Source organism: Campylobacter mucosalis, assembly GCF_013372205.1.
Classification (GTDB): domain Bacteria; phylum Campylobacterota; class Campylobacteria; order Campylobacterales; family Campylobacteraceae; genus Campylobacter_A; species Campylobacter_A mucosalis.
Genome location: NZ_CP053831.1, coordinates 1,695,715 through 1,713,051 on the forward strand (window position 1 = coordinate 1,695,715; position 17,337 = coordinate 1,713,051).

20 protein-coding genes are annotated in these 17,337 nt (G+C 36.9%); 11 read left to right on the forward strand and 9 right to left on the reverse strand.

Annotation, left to right across the window (positions count from 1 at the left end):
• The first annotated feature begins 205 nt into the window (after positions 1-205).
• Both rpmI and rplT read left to right on the forward strand, forming a co-directional pair.
• Positions 206-397 (forward strand): 50S ribosomal protein L35, encoded by a 192-nt coding sequence (gene rpmI / locus CMCT_RS08765; protein ID WP_034969943.1) that lies wholly within the window; start codon positions 206-208, stop codon positions 395-397.
• Between the two features lie 96 nt (positions 398-493).
• Positions 494-850 (forward strand): 50S ribosomal protein L20, encoded by a 357-nt coding sequence (gene rplT / locus CMCT_RS08770; RefSeq protein WP_034969941.1) that lies wholly within the window; start codon positions 494-496, stop codon positions 848-850.
• 369 nt (positions 851-1,219) lie between these two features.
• On the opposite strand, the gene flgE is transcribed toward rplT, so the two are convergent.
• From flgE to CMCT_RS08815, 9 genes are all read right to left on the reverse strand, one after another.
• A complete protein-coding gene (gene flgE / locus CMCT_RS08775; protein ID WP_034969938.1) occupies positions 1,220-3,733 on the reverse strand; it encodes a flagellar hook protein FlgE in 2,514 nt (837 codons plus the stop codon).
• 56 nt (positions 3,734-3,789) lie between these two features.
• A complete protein-coding gene (locus CMCT_RS08780) occupies positions 3,790-5,079 on the reverse strand; it encodes a Na+/H+ antiporter NhaC family protein (RefSeq protein ID WP_034969936.1) in 1,290 nt (429 codons plus the stop codon).
• Positions 5,080-5,171: 92 nt separating this feature from the next.
• Positions 5,172-5,591 (reverse strand): RDD family protein, encoded by a 420-nt coding sequence (locus CMCT_RS08785; RefSeq protein ID WP_034969934.1) that lies wholly within the window; start codon positions 5,589-5,591, stop codon positions 5,172-5,174.
• A gap of 9 nt (positions 5,592-5,600) precedes the next feature.
• The gene (pyrE, locus tag CMCT_RS08790) at positions 5,601-6,209 is read right to left on the reverse strand and encodes an orotate phosphoribosyltransferase (protein WP_034969932.1); all 609 of its coding nucleotides are present in this window, start codon (positions 6,207-6,209) and stop codon (positions 5,601-5,603) included.
• A 2-nt stretch (positions 6,210-6,211) separates the two neighbouring features.
• On the reverse strand, positions 6,212-6,769 hold the full coding sequence (gene frr, locus CMCT_RS08795) for a ribosome recycling factor (protein WP_034969929.1): 558 nt from the start codon (positions 6,767-6,769) through the stop codon (positions 6,212-6,214).
• A complete protein-coding gene (locus CMCT_RS08800) occupies positions 6,759-7,721 on the reverse strand; it encodes a polysaccharide deacetylase family protein (protein WP_051654920.1) in 963 nt (320 codons plus the stop codon). The genes frr and CMCT_RS08800 overlap by 11 nt, the downstream gene beginning before the upstream one ends.
• The gene (gene secG, locus CMCT_RS08805) at positions 7,721-8,038 is read right to left on the reverse strand and encodes a preprotein translocase subunit SecG (RefSeq protein ID WP_034969927.1); all 318 of its coding nucleotides are present in this window, start codon (positions 8,036-8,038) and stop codon (positions 7,721-7,723) included. The genes CMCT_RS08800 and secG overlap by 1 nt, the downstream gene beginning before the upstream one ends.
• 53 nt (positions 8,039-8,091) lie before the next feature.
• The gene (locus CMCT_RS08810) at positions 8,092-8,469 is read right to left on the reverse strand and encodes a hypothetical protein (RefSeq protein WP_034969924.1); all 378 of its coding nucleotides are present in this window, start codon (positions 8,467-8,469) and stop codon (positions 8,092-8,094) included.
• Entirely contained in the window at positions 8,462-9,163 is a 702-nt protein-coding gene (locus CMCT_RS08815; protein ID WP_034969923.1) for a Bax inhibitor-1/YccA family protein, read from the reverse strand. Before CMCT_RS08815 ends, CMCT_RS08810 begins: the two co-directional genes overlap by 8 nt.
• 145 nt (positions 9,164-9,308) lie before the next feature.
• On the opposite strand from CMCT_RS08815, the gene CMCT_RS08820 reads away from it, so the two are divergent.
• Genes CMCT_RS08820 through CMCT_RS08860 form a run of 9 tightly spaced genes read left to right on the forward strand, consistent with a single transcriptional unit; the run spans position 9,309 to position 17,318 of the window.
• A complete protein-coding gene (locus CMCT_RS08820) occupies positions 9,309-10,175 on the forward strand; it encodes a choline kinase family protein (RefSeq protein ID WP_051654919.1) in 867 nt (288 codons plus the stop codon).
• A complete protein-coding gene (locus CMCT_RS08825) occupies positions 10,172-11,020 on the forward strand; it encodes a DMT family transporter (RefSeq protein ID WP_034969919.1) in 849 nt (282 codons plus the stop codon). Before CMCT_RS08820 ends, CMCT_RS08825 begins: the two co-directional genes overlap by 4 nt.
• An 8-nt stretch (positions 11,021-11,028) precedes the next feature.
• Positions 11,029-11,727, forward strand: coding sequence for an NTP transferase domain-containing protein (locus CMCT_RS08830; protein WP_034969916.1), 699 nt, complete (start codon positions 11,029-11,031; stop codon positions 11,725-11,727).
• Complete coding sequence (locus CMCT_RS08835; RefSeq protein WP_034969915.1) at positions 11,715-12,536, forward strand: LicD family protein; 822 nt, start codon at positions 11,715-11,717, stop codon at positions 12,534-12,536. Before CMCT_RS08830 ends, CMCT_RS08835 begins: the two co-directional genes overlap by 13 nt.
• A gap of 54 nt (positions 12,537-12,590) precedes the next feature.
• The gene (locus CMCT_RS08840; protein WP_034969913.1) at positions 12,591-13,217 is read left to right on the forward strand and encodes a carbonic anhydrase; all 627 of its coding nucleotides are present in this window, start codon (positions 12,591-12,593) and stop codon (positions 13,215-13,217) included.
• 3 nt (positions 13,218-13,220) lie between these two features.
• Positions 13,221-15,074 (forward strand): mechanosensitive ion channel domain-containing protein, encoded by a 1,854-nt coding sequence (locus tag CMCT_RS08845; protein WP_051654918.1) that lies wholly within the window; start codon positions 13,221-13,223, stop codon positions 15,072-15,074.
• Positions 15,071-15,217 carry a hypothetical protein gene (locus CMCT_RS08850; protein WP_034969910.1) on the forward strand — a complete coding sequence of 49 codons (147 nt, stop codon included), beginning with the start codon at positions 15,071-15,073 and terminating at the stop codon, positions 15,215-15,217. The genes CMCT_RS08845 and CMCT_RS08850 overlap by 4 nt, the downstream gene beginning before the upstream one ends.
• Entirely contained in the window at positions 15,217-16,272 is a 1,056-nt protein-coding gene (locus CMCT_RS09480; RefSeq protein ID WP_051654917.1) for a GGDEF domain-containing protein, read from the forward strand. Before CMCT_RS08850 ends, CMCT_RS09480 begins: the two co-directional genes overlap by 1 nt.
• Positions 16,269-17,318 carry a GGDEF domain-containing protein gene (locus tag CMCT_RS08860; protein WP_082198669.1) on the forward strand — a complete coding sequence of 350 codons (1,050 nt, stop codon included), beginning with the start codon at positions 16,269-16,271 and terminating at the stop codon, positions 17,316-17,318. The genes CMCT_RS09480 and CMCT_RS08860 overlap by 4 nt, the downstream gene beginning before the upstream one ends.
• The last annotated feature ends 19 nt before the right edge of the window (positions 17,319-17,337 follow it).

Here is a 17,337-nt window from a genome sequence, read left to right on the forward strand (position 1 = left end):
TAAGCAAGAGATAGTTTCTGGTAAGATAACTTAGAGTGCAAACCCGACCATGGGTAACATTTTAGCTCCCTTTTAAAATAAAGTTCGCAATTATATTATTTTTTACCACTTTTGTAAAGAGTATGTAAATTTAATTTAGTTAAAGCAATATTTGAGTATAATCCACTCCTTACGTTCAGTCGTAAAATACACTAAAGGATTTAGTATGCCAAAAATGAAAACCGTTCGCGGTGCTGCTAAACGCTTTAAAGTAGGCAAAAACAAGATCAAACGTGGTTCAGCTTTTAGAAGCCACATCTTGACTAAAAAGTCTGCTAATCGCAAAAGAGATCTTCGCCAACCACAATACGTGGATAGCACAAACGTCTCAGCAGTAAAGAAAATGCTCGGTATATAACCGAGGTAGCTTAAGTTTTTGACGCAAAGTCATTCAAAACTCCCCTAAAATAGGGAAAGATCCGCTTAGCGGACGCCAATTTGTGAAAGGATAAATATGGCAAGAGTAAAAACGGGCGTAGTTAGAAGAAGACGCCATAAAAAGGTTTTAAAACTTGCACGTGGTTTTTATAGTGCAAGACATAAACATTTTAGAAAAGCAAAAGAACAGCTTGAAAGAAGCTTGGTCTATGCATACCGCGACAGACGCCAGAAAAAACGCGATTTCCGCCGTTTATGGATAGTTCGTATAAATGCGGCTTGCAGACTAAATGACATAAGCTACTCACGCTTTATCGCTGGTCTTAAAAAGGCTGGTATTGAGCTTGATAGAAAAATTTTAGCTGACTTAGCTATGAATGACGCGAATGCATTTGCGGCACTTGCAAAATCTGCAAAAGACTCTTTAAAATAATCTTAGCCCCATTTTTGGGGCTACTTTGCTTCGTTATTCTGTTTAGTATCAACCGAATTTAAAGCCGAGTAACCCACTATAAAAACACTTGCAATCATCAAAATCGCCACAAAAACACCCATAACGCATCCTTTACTTTTTTAAATCTCTAATCTCTTTTAAAATTTTCTTTGACTTTAAGTTACCAAGTATAATCAAAACCAACAAGCCAATCGCACATATACAGACACTAAAAAATTCTAATGGGTCAGTGTAAGTTTTATAGTTTGTAAAAATCCAACTGATAATACCCGCAAGTTTTGGTATTTTTTATCTTTTTATTTTTTTGATTATAACACAAAAGCCCACCAAAAGGTAGGCTAGAAAGTATTAATTTTTTAACTGAAGAAGTGTGTTTAGCATCTCATCACTTGTCGTGATAGTTTTTGAGTTTGCTTGGAAACCACGCTGGACGATGATGAGTTGGGTTAATGCACGGCTTAAATCAACGTTACTTTGTTCTAGTTTAGCTGAAGCTATCGTTCCCTTATTACCAGTTCCGGCAGCGCCTATGACCGCCTCGCCTGAGTTTGCGCTAGCTAGAAAGAGATTTCCGCCCTCTGCTGTTAAACCCTCTTCGTTTGTAAAGGTCGCTAGTGCCACCTGCGCTAGTCCAAAGCTCTGTCCGTTTGTAAAAGCACCTATAACTGTGCCTGACTGATCTATCCTGACATCTTTTAGGGCTCCGCCCTCGTAGCCATCCTGGCTTACATAGTCAGTGCTTGAATCCCTATCGTTACTTGTAAGTCCGTTAAAGTCCGTGCCAAGACCAAAATTTAGCCTTACGCTTTGACCTGATTGTGAGCCGTTATTTGCTGTAAATGTAAATCCAGCAGGATAAAAGCTACCCAAAGAGCCGTCAGAGTTAAATCTAAGTGAGCCTGTGATAACGTTTGCAGGGCCCTCGCCTGAGAAATTTATCTCCGCTGGTTCTGGGACTTGTATTATCATACCCCACTCTGTTCCACCGTCTGGTGTGGTGCCGGTTTTTGCCCATTTGATACTTACGGTGTGTTTTGAGCCAAGAGAGTCAAAAATTTCTATCGTAGAGCCGTGACTAGACATAACCATAGCCCCACTGTTTCTTACCGCTTCACTTGGGCTTAGTGAGCCCTCAAGCGACCTCATAAGCGTAGTTAGCTTGACATTTTCATTTACGGCTTGGACATTGCCTATGGCTTCAGAGGTGAGTCCAGTTATGCTCATGTATAAAGAGTGATCTTGTCTGCCATTTTTAGGATTTGTCAGTTGAAACTGACCTTCTTTATTTATAGTAAATTTTACCTGGTCATTTGTATCGGCACCAGCTTTTGCTATAAGAGCTTGTATGCCTGCTTTATGCTTCTCGGCATCTGTATTAGCTGGTGGTTGAGCCTGATTTGCTGCATCCTCATACACTTTTTTATATGCATTAACATCTGCTGGATTTACTGATTTACCAAACGCCTCTAGAATATTTTTGACCTGATCTAGATTAGGTTGTTGCCCCATTTTATTAAAGACATTTTGTGCTATAGTTGCAGCATTTGCAGATTTTGAGTCAGCTTCTATCTTGCCATCTCCGTTATAGTCCACGTGGTCTCTAGCGTCCTCTTGCATGGCTGCACGCAGATCCTCAGTCGTATTTACAACCCTTGCAATCTTATCATCATTTGTATGTACAGGTGTCGTAGCTGTGGAGCTATATACATACTGGTAAGCGGTGATAACATCGACAGCTTTTATACTAGTTTGTGTTTGGTCTACACCATTTAATTGATTTCCATTATTTACAATTAGATGGATGTTTTTGGTTGATTGTGTTGTGCCGGTGTTGTTTCTGTTTATAAGGGTTAGCTTATTGCCCTCTGAGATTTCAGCGCTTACTCCAGTTAGCTTTGTCTGAGCGTTTATGAGTGATGCTACGTCGCTTATAGATGTGATAGCACCATTTGGGCTCTTTATATTTACACCATTAAGGGTGATGTCTAAAGTACCTGCATTAACCTGTCCTATGGTATTTGTAGCTGCGCTACCTATTGTAAATTTCTCAGTCTTTGCGTTTGCATAGCTTACCCAAATTCCTTGTCCATTTCTTAATCTTAAGGCGTTGCCAGTTTCATTATACAAAACTGCTAAGTCAACACCGCGCTCAGTTAGAACCTGCTCATTTTTAGAATTTGTAAAAAACTCATTTGAGTTTCTGTCATTTTCAGCGTGAACTTCTAATTCAGTGATCATATCATCATTGTTTTTATCGCGACCACCGCCAAACTCATCTAGTGAATACACAGGGGTGCTTCTAGTGCCTATGCTGTCTCCTGAGTCTAGGTTTGCCTTTACATTTACTACACTTGTAGCACGCGCAGGAGTGGTTAGCCCCTCTTTTATGACGATATTTCTTATAGGTCCAGTGGCGTCTATCGCGCCTGTTTCATCATCTCTAGTCCAGCCCTGAACTATAAAACCGCCGTTGTTTACAAAATTTCCAGCCTTATCAAACAAAAAGTCGCCGTTTCTAGTGTAGTATCTAGTCCTACCACCGTCAGGAGATACGACAAAAAAGCCATTTCCTTGAAGCGCAACGTCTGTATTTTTATCTGTTGACTGAAGTGTGCCCTGGCTGAAAATTCTAGTAGTTGAGTTGATACTAGTTCCTAGTCCTATCTGAGTAGCGTTCATACCGCCACGCTCACCTTGTGGTGCTGTGGCGACGGTTGGGGTTTGGCTTATGATATCGGCAAAATTTGCACGAGAGTATTTAAAACCAACGGTATTTACGTTTGAGATATTGTTTCCCTCTACGTCCATAGCTATTTGGTGTGCCTGAAGCCCTGTCACACCAGACCAAAGTGATCTCATCATAGTTTATCCTTTAAAATTTTAATCTTTCAAAGGAGTAAGCAAAAGGCGTTCCAAATTTAAAGCAATATAGCTCCTAGTGTCGCGCCGATGATAAGAGGGATATTAAAAAACATAAACGTAGGCACGCATGTATCGTAAATATGGGCGTGTTTTCCGTCTGCATTTAGCCCAGATGTAGGTCCTAGCGTGCTATCACTAGCAGGGCTACCAGCGTCCCCAAGGGCAGCTGCAATGCCTATAAGCAAAATAATCGCAGGAGTATCAAGTCCAAGTGATACAGAAAAAGGCACGTATATAGAGGCGATAACTGGTATCGTGCCAAAGCTAGAGCCTATGCCCATAGTGATTAGCAAACCAACAATAAGCATAAGAAGCACTCCAACGATCTTACTACCTGCGATCAAACTAGCAAATTTCACAAGCTCTTCAATACCACCACTCTCTCTAAGAACAGCGCCATATCCAGCAGCCACAAGCATTATAAAAGCTATAAAAGCCATCATCGCAAGACCTAGGCTCATAACCTCATCTACCTTATCATACTCAATGCCTTTAAAAACTATCATAACCACAAGCCCACTTAACGCACCAAGTGGCATAGACTCTGTGTAAATTTGAATACCAAAAGCCACAACCGCACCAGCTAAAACCGCCCACTCTTTTCTAGTCATAGTCGCATTTAGACTCTGTGTCAACATCTCATCGCTAACGCCATAATCTCTTTGTCTGCCATAAAACAGCACCGCCAAAAATAGTCCAACCAACATAGACGCTCCGCCTATCCACATAACGCTTTGAATATCTGAAATGCTCACATTTATGCCGTTGTTTTCAAGCTCTTTTTTAAGTATGTTATGAAAGAGCAAACCAAAGCCAACGCTTAGGCTGACATACGGTGCTTTTAAACCAAAAGTAAGTGCGCACGCCACGGCACGGCGATCTAGCTTTAGTCTGTTAAAAAGTGGCAAAAGCGGTGGTATGAGAACTGGGATAAAAGCTATGTGAACTGGTATTAAATTTTGCGACAAGCAAGATATAGCAGCGATACTAAGGACTAAATAGGTTGATTTTTTGCTTAAAATTTGACTGATTGCGTTTATTAAAATAGCCGTTAAATTTGTCCTAGCAATAGCAGAAGCCAAAGCTCCAAGCAAGATATAACTAAGCGCCGTTTCAAGGTTGCCCTTCATTCCGCTAATTAAAATAGACGTCGTATCTACGATACTAATACCGCTCATCACACCCGCAACGAGTGCTGAAATAAGTATGGCTAATAAGATATTAAATCTCATCAAACACAAAGCCGTCATAACTAAAATACTGATAACTACGGGATTTGTAAGCATTTTTATCCTTTTTATTTTATTATATCCAAAAATGCTTTTTAAATATTTTAATAATGAAAATTTTAAATTTATTATACAAAGAGTGAGTAAAACTAGATTTTTTTAATGACAGCAGAGGTGTTTGTGATAATATCGTGAAAATTTAGCCTATCTTTTCTAAAAAAACACAGCAATAACCCAACCACACTAAAACCAGCCAAAATAAAGCAAATGTAACGACATAGTGCGTAAAAAAAGCTTATCTTGCGTCCAGTTTTTAGGTTGATTAGATAAATTTGTTGTGCTTTATAGCCTGGTGTTTGGGCTTTAAAAGCAAAAAATAGCGAAACAATCACGCCAAAAAGAGCGTTGCATATAAAAATAGCAATTTGTGAGCTTTTAAAATCATCTTTCCCGTCAAGCACAACATAGGTCGTAATATACAAAATAGGCATTAAAATGATAAACATATCAATCACAAATGCCTTAAAACGCATAAAAATCGGTGCGATTGTCGCCTTTTGTTTTGACATTTTTAAAATTTAGTTTCCGCGACTTCCAGGCTTAACGGCGACGCTACCACCTTTACAAAGCGGGCACTCATCTGGCGTGTAAATTTCAAACTCAAAATTTCCTAAGGCAAAAAGTGGCTTATCAAAAGGTAGTTTGCACTCGTTTTTTCGCTCGGTTTTTATGTTTGCAAGTGAGCAAAATCCACGATTTGCAAGGGCAGCAAATGCCACGACTTTACCACCTAGGCTCTCAATGATTTTTGCACTCTCTAACGCAGAGCCACCAGTGGTTATAATGTCCTCACAGATTATAAATCTCTCGCCTTTTTTTACCTCAAAACCACGCCTAAGGCTCATCACTTTATCCACTCGCTCAGTAAATATAAAGCGTTTTTTAGCGGCACGTGCTAGTTCATATCCAGCTAAAATTCCACCCAAAGCAGGCGAGCAAACGCTATCAAACTCCACGCCATTTTGTGCTATCACACACGCTAACTCATCAGCCAAACGCCCCGCTAAAATCGGATCTTCAAGCACCTTTGCACTTTGTAGGTAAAATTCCGAGTGGTTGCCACTTGAAAGCAAAAAATGTCCTTGCAGATATGCCCCAGCGTCCCTGTAAATTTGCTCTATGTTCATTTTCAGACCTTTAAAAGCTCTGCTTCTTTCTCTTTTACGATTGTATCGATCTTTGTGATATAGCTATCAGTGATTTTTTGCACTTCATCTTGTGCTTTTTTACTCTCATCTTCGCTTATGGCTTTGTCTTTTTCTAGCTTTTTAACCTCGTCATTTGCGTCTTTTCGTACGTTTCTAACGCTAACTTTTGCCTTTTCGCCCATTGCTTTTGCGTGCTTTGCGTTCTCTTGGCGTTGCTCAATTGTCATTGGAGGGAAAAATAGTTTTACGCCTTCGCCGTCAGAATTTGGATTTACGCCGATATTTGCCGCTTGGATAGCTGATGAGATTGTCTTTATCATTGACTTCTCCCAAGGTGTTATCGTGATAGTTGAAGCGTCGGTTGCGATAACAGTGGCAACTTGATTTAGCGGAGTTTGTGAGCCGTAGTAATCAACAAAAACGTGATCAAGAACACTGATATTTACCTTGCCAGTTCTAAGCGTCGTAAAGTCGCGTTTTAAAGCCGAGATCGCCTTTTCGTTGCCGTCTTTTTGTTTAGCATAAATTTCATTCAACATTATTTATATCCTTAACTAGAATTTTTGTAGTGGTTTTGCGTCCTATTTTTAGTGAAATTCTCACTTTATACTTATCAAGTGGATTTTTAAATTTGTAGTAAAAAACTCCATCTTTTATATCCACGCTCTTATACGAGCTAAGCCCTGAAACAAAAAACTTGGCTTTTGTGGCGTTTTTATCATCCACAATGATACTTAGCTCATCGATGACGTTATTTTTTGGATAGTCTTTTGGAAATATCCACTTTGCGTCAAGATACTCATCAGCGAAGGCAACGTCCATACTTGTTTCATCTTTAAGCGGAGTTCGATTTAGATCAAACCTGTCGCTTTTAGCCGAAACCGCCCCCGTATTTTGGTTTAAAAGTGCTTCAAAGCCAAATTCCTTTGCCTTTTTTATCACTCTTTCATCATATTCGCCATACGGATATGCAAAATACTTGGGCTTTTTGCCCATATATTTTTCAAAAACAGCTATGCCGTCACTAAAATCCTGCTTTAACCTATCGTCATCTAGTCCAACCATATGCAAATGTGCGTATGAGTGATACTGAATATCTCCATATTTAGACGTCTCTTTAATCTCATCAAAACTCATATAATCGCCATATTTTCTAGCACTTGCCTCGACATAAACAAACAGAGTAAATGGATAGCCATACTCTTTAAATACTGGCAAACCATTGCGGTAAAAGCTCTTATAGCCGTCATCTACAACTAGCACGACCCAGTTATTTGGTACATCTTCGCCATTTTTTAATCGCTCCACCATCATCTCTAGCGGGACGACTTCATAGCCTTTTTGCTTGATATAATCAAACTGCTTACGCAAAATTTCTGTCGAGATATTTGTGCTAGAGTGCTTTGGGTCATCAAAACGATGATAGACAAAAATATGAGCATCTGCAAATGCAAATACAAACCCAAATACGAGTAAAAACAGAATCCGCATTATTTCGCGTCAGGTGCAGTAGGAACTGCGCTATCTTTTGCTTTTGGCACTATGCTTTGTATATTTGCACTATCAATTAATGAACGCTTCATCTCTTTGTTATAAGAGTAGCCAAGCATTAGCGTGTTTAAAACAAATATGACCGCAACGACAAAGGTAAATTTTGCCAAAAATCCAGCTGGACCTTTTGCACCAAAGAGGCTTTCGTTACTACCACTATATGCTCCAAGCCCGATAGATGAGCTTTTTTGAAGTAAAACGGCTATCGTAATGATGACCGCTAAGACAAACTGCAACACTAAAAATAATGAACTCACGTGATTTCCTTTGAAATTTTTAGGGCTGATTATACAAAAAAAGTTTTAAAATTTTAATAAATCTCTTTTTCAATCTCGTAAAGTTCGTAGCGTATGCTTTTAAAAAGCTCTGAATACTCTAAATTTACGATTTTAAAGCACTCTTCAAGCACACGCGCACTCTCTTGTGCTCTTTTAAAATTTGCCGTGATTATGTCGTTTAAATCGGCTCTTTTTTGCTCATCTTTTGTGCTTGATTTTAGCACATCATTTGTGCTATCTCTAAATTTTATGAAGTCATTTTGTGGGATTTTTGCTTTGTGGCGAAGTGTTTTGATTTTTAGGGCTAGGGCTTTGTCGTTAAAGCCATATCTTTTTATGTCCTCAACGACTCTAAGCCCCTCTTTTAGTCTATTTAAATTTGCGTCTATAACTCTATAAACGTTACTCATCACGTCCAAAAATACCTAAAATTTGAAGCAATGAAGTAAATAAATTTACAAAGTCAAGATAAAGTGCAACCGCACCCTCAACTGGCGTTTCATAGTTGCCACGAATGATATTTTGTGTATCATAAAGTATGTAAGCACTAAATAAAATCGCAGATATACTTGCAATCACAAGCTGAAACATTGGGCTTTGCGTGAAAATGTTTATCAAACTTGCAACCACAACAACGATAAGTGCGATAAATAGCATTTTACCCATTGTCGTAAAGTCGCGTTTTGTATTCATAGCAAAAATGCTAAGTCCGCCAAAAGCAACGGTCGTAAGCGTAAATGCCTGAGCTACGATAGCCGCACCACTTGGCATACCCAAAATCGCATAAAGTAGCGGAGTAAGCGTAAGTCCGCTCATAAATGTAAATGCAAATAGCAAGATTAGATTTAGCCCTGCCTTGCGTTTTGCTGCCATTAAGGCAAATAGTGTGATAAACTCAACTATCACAATACCCCAGAACAAAAATTTGTTTTGGATTAGCGTTGCAGCCAGAAAGTAAATTCCAGTGTAAGCACCAGCTGTAGCTGCTAAAAGCGAAGCGGCAAAAAGCTGATAAGTCTGCTTGATAAACGCACTTAGGTTGCTTTGCGCGTAGGTTTGTTCTATCTCACGCTCTTGCGTGTAGTTTCTGTTGTATAAACTCATTTTTTCTCCTTTTTAATTTTTTTGTGAAATTTAGCAAAAAATAGGTAAATAAAGAGTAAAAATTTTCTTAAAAAATCTGTTTTTAGCTATTTTAAACAAAAAACTGATAAAATAAACACAAAATAAATAAAAACAAGGTAAAATTTTGTTTGATTTTAAAGAAATTTCTGAAATTTTTACAAATTCGCTTGGCAAAAATGCCGATGAGATTAACGCACTTGGCGGTATGACAAACTCAAACTTTCTAATCACTTCAAATGGCGAAAAATTCGTGCTTAGAGTGCCGGGCAACCGCTCAAATCAAATCATAAAACGAGATGATGAAAAACTAAATCAAACAATCGCTTCAAATTTCGGATTTAACGTAAAAACGGCGTTTTTTGATGAAGTTAGCGGGATAAAAATCACGGAATTTTTATCAAATGCCATAACCCTAAAACCAGCCACACTAAGGCAAAATAGTGAGAAAATAGCTAAAATTTTAAGCAAAATTCACAGCTCAAAAATGGAGTTTAAAAATGATTTTAACCCATTTTTACAGATGAAAATTTATCTAAATCTAGTTTCAAACGAAACGGCATTAAAATTTAATGGATTTTTAACAGCACTTGAAATTTTTAACGATTTAGAGCAAAAATTAACAAAAATCAATCAAAAATTTTACTCTAAAAATACCATCTTAGTTCCAACTCACGGCGATTTAGTGCCTGAGAATATCTTAATGTGCGATGAGAGAATTTTCATCATTGACTGGGAGTATTCAGGGCTAAATGACCCAGCTTGGGACGTGGCTTCTTTGTTTGTTGAAAGCGATTTTTCAAATGATGAAGAAGAGCGATTTTTGGGGCTTTATGGGGCAGATTTAGGACTAAAATCAAAGATAGAAATTTATAAAAGTGTGCAAGATATTTTATGGACGGCTTGGAGTTTGGTTAAAATCTCAAACGGCGATGAAAGCTACACAAACTACGCTAAAAAACGGCTAAAATCGGCATTAGAAAGGGTGTTATGAGCGGATTTTTTGCCGCACTTTTTAGTGGGATTTTATGGGCGTTTGACGGCACGATTTTGGCAAAAATTTCGCTAAATCCGCTAGTTTTGGCATTTTTGCACGACTTTTTAAGCTTTTTGGTTATCTTTTTGTTAATTATTTTTTTAAATAAATTTAAATATATATTTATAATTAAAAGACGCTCGTTAATAATCACTGCCCTAGCCTCATTTTTTGGCGGTTTTATCGGTATGGGCTCGTTTGTTTTAGCCATTTCTTACGCAAATATCGGCTTTGCAGCGGTGTTTAGCTCACTTTATCCCGTAGTTAGCGTGGTTTTAGCAAATTTTATTTTAAAGCAAAAGCTTAGCAAGACCGGACTTTTTGGGCTAGGCTTAGCCGTAGTTAGTAGCGTTGGGCTTTGTTTTTTAAGCTATAACGTGCATTTTAGCCTACTTGGTGCGATTTTTGGACTACTTTGTGCCTTTGGCTGGGGTGCTGAATGCGTGGTGATAAACTTAGCCCTAAAAGATGAGCTAAGCCCCTTAAATGCGTTGTTTATAAGGCAGGGTGTAAGCAGTATTTGCCTGTTTTTATTAGCCGTGTTTTTAGGATTTACTATCAATTTTGAAAGCGAGTTTTTTGGCTTTAAAAGTCTATTTTTAGCTGCAATTTTTGGTGCGTTTTCATACCTGCTTTACTACTTTGGTATCACTAAAATCGGCGCTTTAAGGGCAATGGGACTAAATATCTCATACTCATTTTGGGCGATTTTAATCGGCTTTGTTTTGGGCGGCGAATTTTCAATAGTTTTAGCCATTTTTGCCGTGCTAATTATCATCGGCTCACTGCTTACAAATTTATAAGGATTAAAATGAATGCAATCATCTTAGCTGCTGGGTTTGGCTCACGGCTTAAAGAGCTAACAAAAAGCAAACACAAGGCACTTTTTGATATTTTAGGTGAGCCAAATATTGAGCGAACGATAAAATTTCTAAACGAGCGAGACATTAGCGAGATTTACGTAATCACCGGCTATTTAAGCGAAAATTTTAGCTATTTAGAGCAAAAATTCGGAGTAAAACTCATTAAAAATGAGAATTTTCACGCCTCAAACAACCTAGCTTCATTTGCCCTTGCTTTGCCTTATTTTGGCGATAGTTTTGTTATTGACGCTGATGTTGTGCTTTTAAAAAATATCTTTCAAATCCGCCAAAATTCGCACTACTACACGACAATTAGGGCAAACTCACAAAAGCCAGAGTGGATTATCAAAACGCAAGAAAATCGCGTCGTTGGCATTGAAATTTCAGCACTCAATGCCCCTTCGCTTCTTGGCATTAGCTACTTTAATAAAACCGATGCAGACGTGATAAAACGCCACATTTTATCGCTTGAAAAAAGTGCGTTTTTAGACCCTAAAAAATATTACGATAACGCCGTTTTAGACGTGATTAGCGATATAAATATGGGCTTTTTAAACGTTCCGAATGAGCTTGTTGGCGAGATTGATGATAAAGATGATTTAGATGAATTAAATTTAAAAATAAAGAGGCTAAAATGCGAAAATTAAATGATAATGAGTGTAAAAAAGTAATGCTTGAAATGGCAAATGTAATTCACGAAATTTGCCTTGCAAACGATATAAAATACTCACTGGCATACGGGACTTTAATCGGTGCAATCAGGCACGGTGGATTTATACCTTGGGACGATGATTTTGATATATTTTTAACAAGAAAAAACTATGAAAAATTGATAATGGCTTTAAAAAAGCTTGATGATTTTTACCTGCTTGATTTAAACGTGGATGGTTACAATCTAAATTTTGCAAAGCTCTGTCATAAAAGATATGTCGGCGAGTTTTTAGATAAAAAACACGAAATTTATTTTAGAAAATTTGGCATTTTTATTGATATTTTTTGCCTTGATGAGATTAATAAAGACCAAAAAGATAGCCACTTTTTAAAATTAAAAAAGCTACTTAAAAAGATTGAGATCGCTAGTTTCCCAAATTATGACTATAAATATAAAAGCAAAGCTAAAAAAATTGTCAAGAAAATCACTCATTTTCCAAGATTTTTATACTATAAATTCTTTGAAAAAAGAGAAAAACTAATCAAAAAATATCAAAAATTAGAGAAAATTTTTAACGGCACAAATCAAGAAAATTTAGGGATTTTATCTACTGGATTTAAAGAAATTTATCAAAAAAGCGACTTTGATGACTACGTACTTTGCGATTTTGAAAATACAAAGCTTATGATTATCAAAAACTATGATGAAATTTTACGAACATATTACGGCGATTATATGCAGTTACCACCAGAAAACGAGCGTGTCGGACACCACCCTTACGCATTTTTTGACACCAAAATTTAGCTTTAAACCTACTTTTGATATAATCGGCTCAAATTTGTGTTAAATAGGAGTTTTATGAAAGCTTTATTAGAAGGTGCTGTAAGCTTTATGGAGGACGGATTTTTAGAGCACGAAGAGCTATTTAAAAGTCTGAAGCATAACCAAGATCCAAAGGTACTTTTTGTCACCTGTACCGACTCTCGCGTAGTGCCAAATCTCATAACAAACGCGCTACCAGGCGATCTTTTTACAATACGAAATATAGCAAATATAGTGCCTCCATACCGCGTGAGTGATGACTTTTTAGCTACAACCTCAGCCATAGAGTACGCTCTGCAAGTGCTAAATATAAAAACTATCATCATATGCGGACACTCTGATTGCGGCGGTTGTAAGGCAATTTATCAAGATGAAAGTAAATTTGTAAATACACCGAATTTAAGAAACTGGATAAAACTAATCGAACCTATAAAAACCGAAGTTTTAAAATTTACAAGCGACGATCCGGCCAAAATAGCGTGGTTAACAGAGCGATTAAATATCATAAATTCCATTGAAAATTTACTAACCTATCCAAACGTTGAGAGCGATTTTGACGCTGGAAAGCTTGAAATTTATGGTTGGCACTATATCATTGAAACGGGTGAAATTTTTAGCTACGATTTAAAAACCAAAAGCTTTAAGCTACTAGCAGTAAGGTAGATTATGAAATTTTGGCTTTTGCTTTTTGCGTTATTTACGTTTGTTTTTGGTGCTGAAGATAATAATACTATCGTGCAAATCACAGAGCAATTAGAGCAACTAAACTCACAAATAAACATACTAAAGGCTCAAACCGACTCAAACTCAAGCAAGGCAAATTTAGCTATCTTAAATGATAAAAAGGCAAAGTTGCTTGAGCAAATACCATTTTTCATAACTCAAATTTCTATAAAAGAGAGCGAGATAAAGAAATTTAGAGTCAAAAAGGCGGAGTTAGAAAAAATAGTCAAGCGATATGAAAATAGCCAAAATAAAACCGCTTACGTCCAAAATGCAATCGAGCTTGAGAGTATGAATATCGCACAAGCCTACTACACAACGTTAATAGAGCTTGAGGAGATGTTTAAAAACGGCACACACGCAAAGGCTATAAGAGAGCTTATAAATTCTGGACTTTTGACACTCCAAACCAACTCATACACAAATATCGAGGAGTTAAAATCACTTGATACAAACAAATTTGACGCTCAGATAAATGCCTTGCAGCTACAAAAGCAAAGCAGTGAAGAGGTTTTAAACTACTTAAAAACAAATGCTGATCTTCTTAGCTCAAACAGCATACTTTCAGAGCTAAATTTAACAACGGCAATAGAGTTTATCAACAAACAAATTCCAACTTTAGCGTCTAAATTTAATATTGGAAAAAGTGTCATCATCTTTGCTGTATTTGTATTTTTCATATCGCTTACGAGAATTTTGGCAAAACTCACATATTTGGTGCTTACAATACTTTCAAAGCAAGATGGCACCGATGAAAAAGAGCAAATTTTAATCATCGTCAAACGTCCGATAGCGTATTTGCTTATCATATATGCACTTAAAATTTGTGTAGGCGTTGGCTTTTATCCAGTTCCTATACCAATTAGTATCGCAACTGCACTATCCATAGCATACATTTTAGGTTTTGGTTGGTTAGCACTCACTATGCTTAATGGCTATGGATTAATAATCATAAGCGAACTAACAAAAAAGAGTGGACGCAAAGAGGTTATAAATTTAATCATAAAAATCATATATTTTATAATCATAATAATCACCATACTTTTAATCCTTGCACGACTTGGTTTTGATATTTCAGCAATTATCGCTTCACTCGGTATTGGCGGACTTGCCGTGGCGTTTGCAGCAAAAGATATTATCGCAAATTTCTTTGCCTCAGTTATGCTTTTGTTTGATAACTCATTCTCTCAAGGCGACAGAATAGTTTGTGGCAACATAGATGGCACAATAGTTGAGATAGGGCTAAGGAAAACATCTATAAGAAGCTTTGATAACGCCCTGATATTTGTCCCAAATTCAAAACTAGCAAGTGAGCCTATCATCAACTGGTCTAGAAGAAAAGCTGGGCGACTTATAAATATGACAATTGGACTTACTTACGACTCAAAACCCGAGCAAATTTTAAAGTGTATGTCAGAGATAAAAAGTATGCTTTTGGCAAATCCAAAAATTTCAAAACCAGATAATGGTGGTAGTTTTATAAGCGATAACAGAAGGCTAAAATTTAAGCAAAATATAGTAAGCATTGATGATCTAGCAGGTTATAAAAATGAACTTTATGTGGCTTTAGATAAATTAAATGATAGTTCTATTGATATTTTGATATACTGCTTTACAAAAACGACCATAAGGGCGGAATTTTTACAAGTTCAGCAAGAGATAATTTTAGGTATTATGGATATAATTGCCAAAAATAACCTTAGCTTTGCATTTCCTAGTCAAAGTCTATATGTTGAAAATAGCGATAAAAACGAGTTGCCATTTGTAGCAAAACAAGATGAAAGGAGTGAGGTATGAGCCAGTTTGAAGATGAGTTCGAAGAAGAACTTGAAGAGATCGAAGATGAAGAGTATGAGAACGAGCGTAGTTATAACTATGACGAAGATGACTACGAGTACGATGACGGCGACAGCGACGAAGATAGTTACGACAGCTACTAATGTTTAGTGTTCTTGATAAAACAAACTATATCGAGTATAAATCAGCAGATGGCATATATCGATTTTTGCTCGATATGGTCGTTGTGTTTAACATTTTAAGCACGTCGATATTTTTTATCCTAAATCATACGTTGATGTTTGTATCTGCTATTTTAGTGATCATAACACTCATCGTAAGAGTAAGATACAGCTATAAATATAAAAATTTCAGCATACTTTGGGTGCATTGTAATGTCATATACATAAGCGTATCCTCAACCGCAATACTGGGCTTTAGCAGCGGTTTTTATCTATGTTTGGTGCTTCTTGTATATTCACACTATTTTTGCACGTTTAATAACAAAATTTTCTCATACGCCATATCTTTGGGTGAGTTAGCAATCCTAATAGCAATGAAGCCAAATTTCCAAAATAGCTATGGTTTGCCACAGTGGTTTAGCAATATGTCGTTTGTCATCTGCTCTTTAATAGTGTTTTTTGTCATCATTAGGCTTGGAATGTTTGCAAATTTCTTAACAACAAGCTCGTATAAAGAGCTAAAAGATGAGAGAGACGAGCTTGAGCGTCTTTCAAAACACGACTACTTAACAGGACTTTTAAACAGGCGAAGTATCGAGCATATCATAAAATACAAGCCTAAAATTTTCAAAAAGCCAAATTCTGTCTTGATAATGGGCGACATAGATAACTTTAAATTCATAAACGACACTTACGGACATAACTGGGGCGATAGGGTACTTCAAGATATTGCAACGACTCTAAAAAAGATATTTAGAAAAGATGACTTTATTTGTCGCTGGGGTGGAGAGGAATTTTTAATAATAATCCCAGAGGCAAACATAGAGTTTATCCACAGCCTACCAAAAAGACTTTTAAAAAACATAAGCAACAACAAACTACCAAGCGGTGCGTCCGTGACGATGACCTTTGGTATGGTAATATTTTTAAACGGCTTTGATGATAACTTTGCGCAGATGATTAAAAAGGCGGATGAGCTTTTGTATCGTGGCAAAAAAAATGGCAAGGATCGCGTGGAGATGGAGATACAAAAATGATACAAAATTTATCAATGCACAAAATCAGCTCCACAACAGCCATAAAAATCACAAATGTCCTTATTTTACTATCGCATATCTTTTACCTTGCGATGTTTTACGCGTTAGGCGACAACGCGTTGATGACCTTAAACATATTCTCAGTTTGTATCTATATTTTTATAACCGCCATATCATTTTATGATGATGAAAATTTGAAAATTTCACTTGCAATTACTCAGTTTGAGATAGTTATCCACGCCACTTTATGCTTTATGCGTCTTGGCTGGGGATATGGGTTTGAGCTTTTGTTTTTTGCCTTTATTTTCACATCGCTTTTTACAGATATCAGATACAAGATACTGACAAATGCTCTTATTTTTACCCAAATTTGCATATTTTTTGGTTGCTACTATCTGTTTTATGATGGGACTGTTAAATATGATGGCTGGGAAAATACATTTTTTATCTCAAATGCCGTTGTGGCGTGTTGTTTTGCCATAATAGTTTCACGCCTTTTAGAGCTTTCAAACACTCTTGCCTTTATAAATGCAAGACAAGAAAAGATCGAGATAGAAGAAATTTTAAACCAAGATCCTCTCACAAAACTACAAAATAGAAACGCTCTAAATGCCTTTGTAAAGGAAAATTTAAACAATGAGCGGGATTTTGCAGTCGTGATATGCGATATAGATGACTTTAAAAGGATAAATGACACTTACGGACATAACGCTGGGGATAAGGTTTTAATCAACATCGCAGAGATTTTTAAAAATATCTTTAGAAAAGATGACTTCGTGTGTCGCTGGGGTGGGGAGGAGTTTTTAATAATCCTATGCGATAGCACAGACCAAAAAGCTTTAAGCGTTTTAGAGCGTGTAAGAAATTCCATAAACTCAAGCCATATTTTATATGAAGATACTCAAATTTCAGTTACTATGACTTATGGTGTATCTTGCTATGAAAGCACAAAAGAGCAAAAGGACATATACACGATGATAAAAGAGGCTGACGAGCGTCTATATAAGGGAAAACGAAGCGGTAAAAACTGTATCGTAAACGAGTGATTTAGCCCCAAAAGTGGGG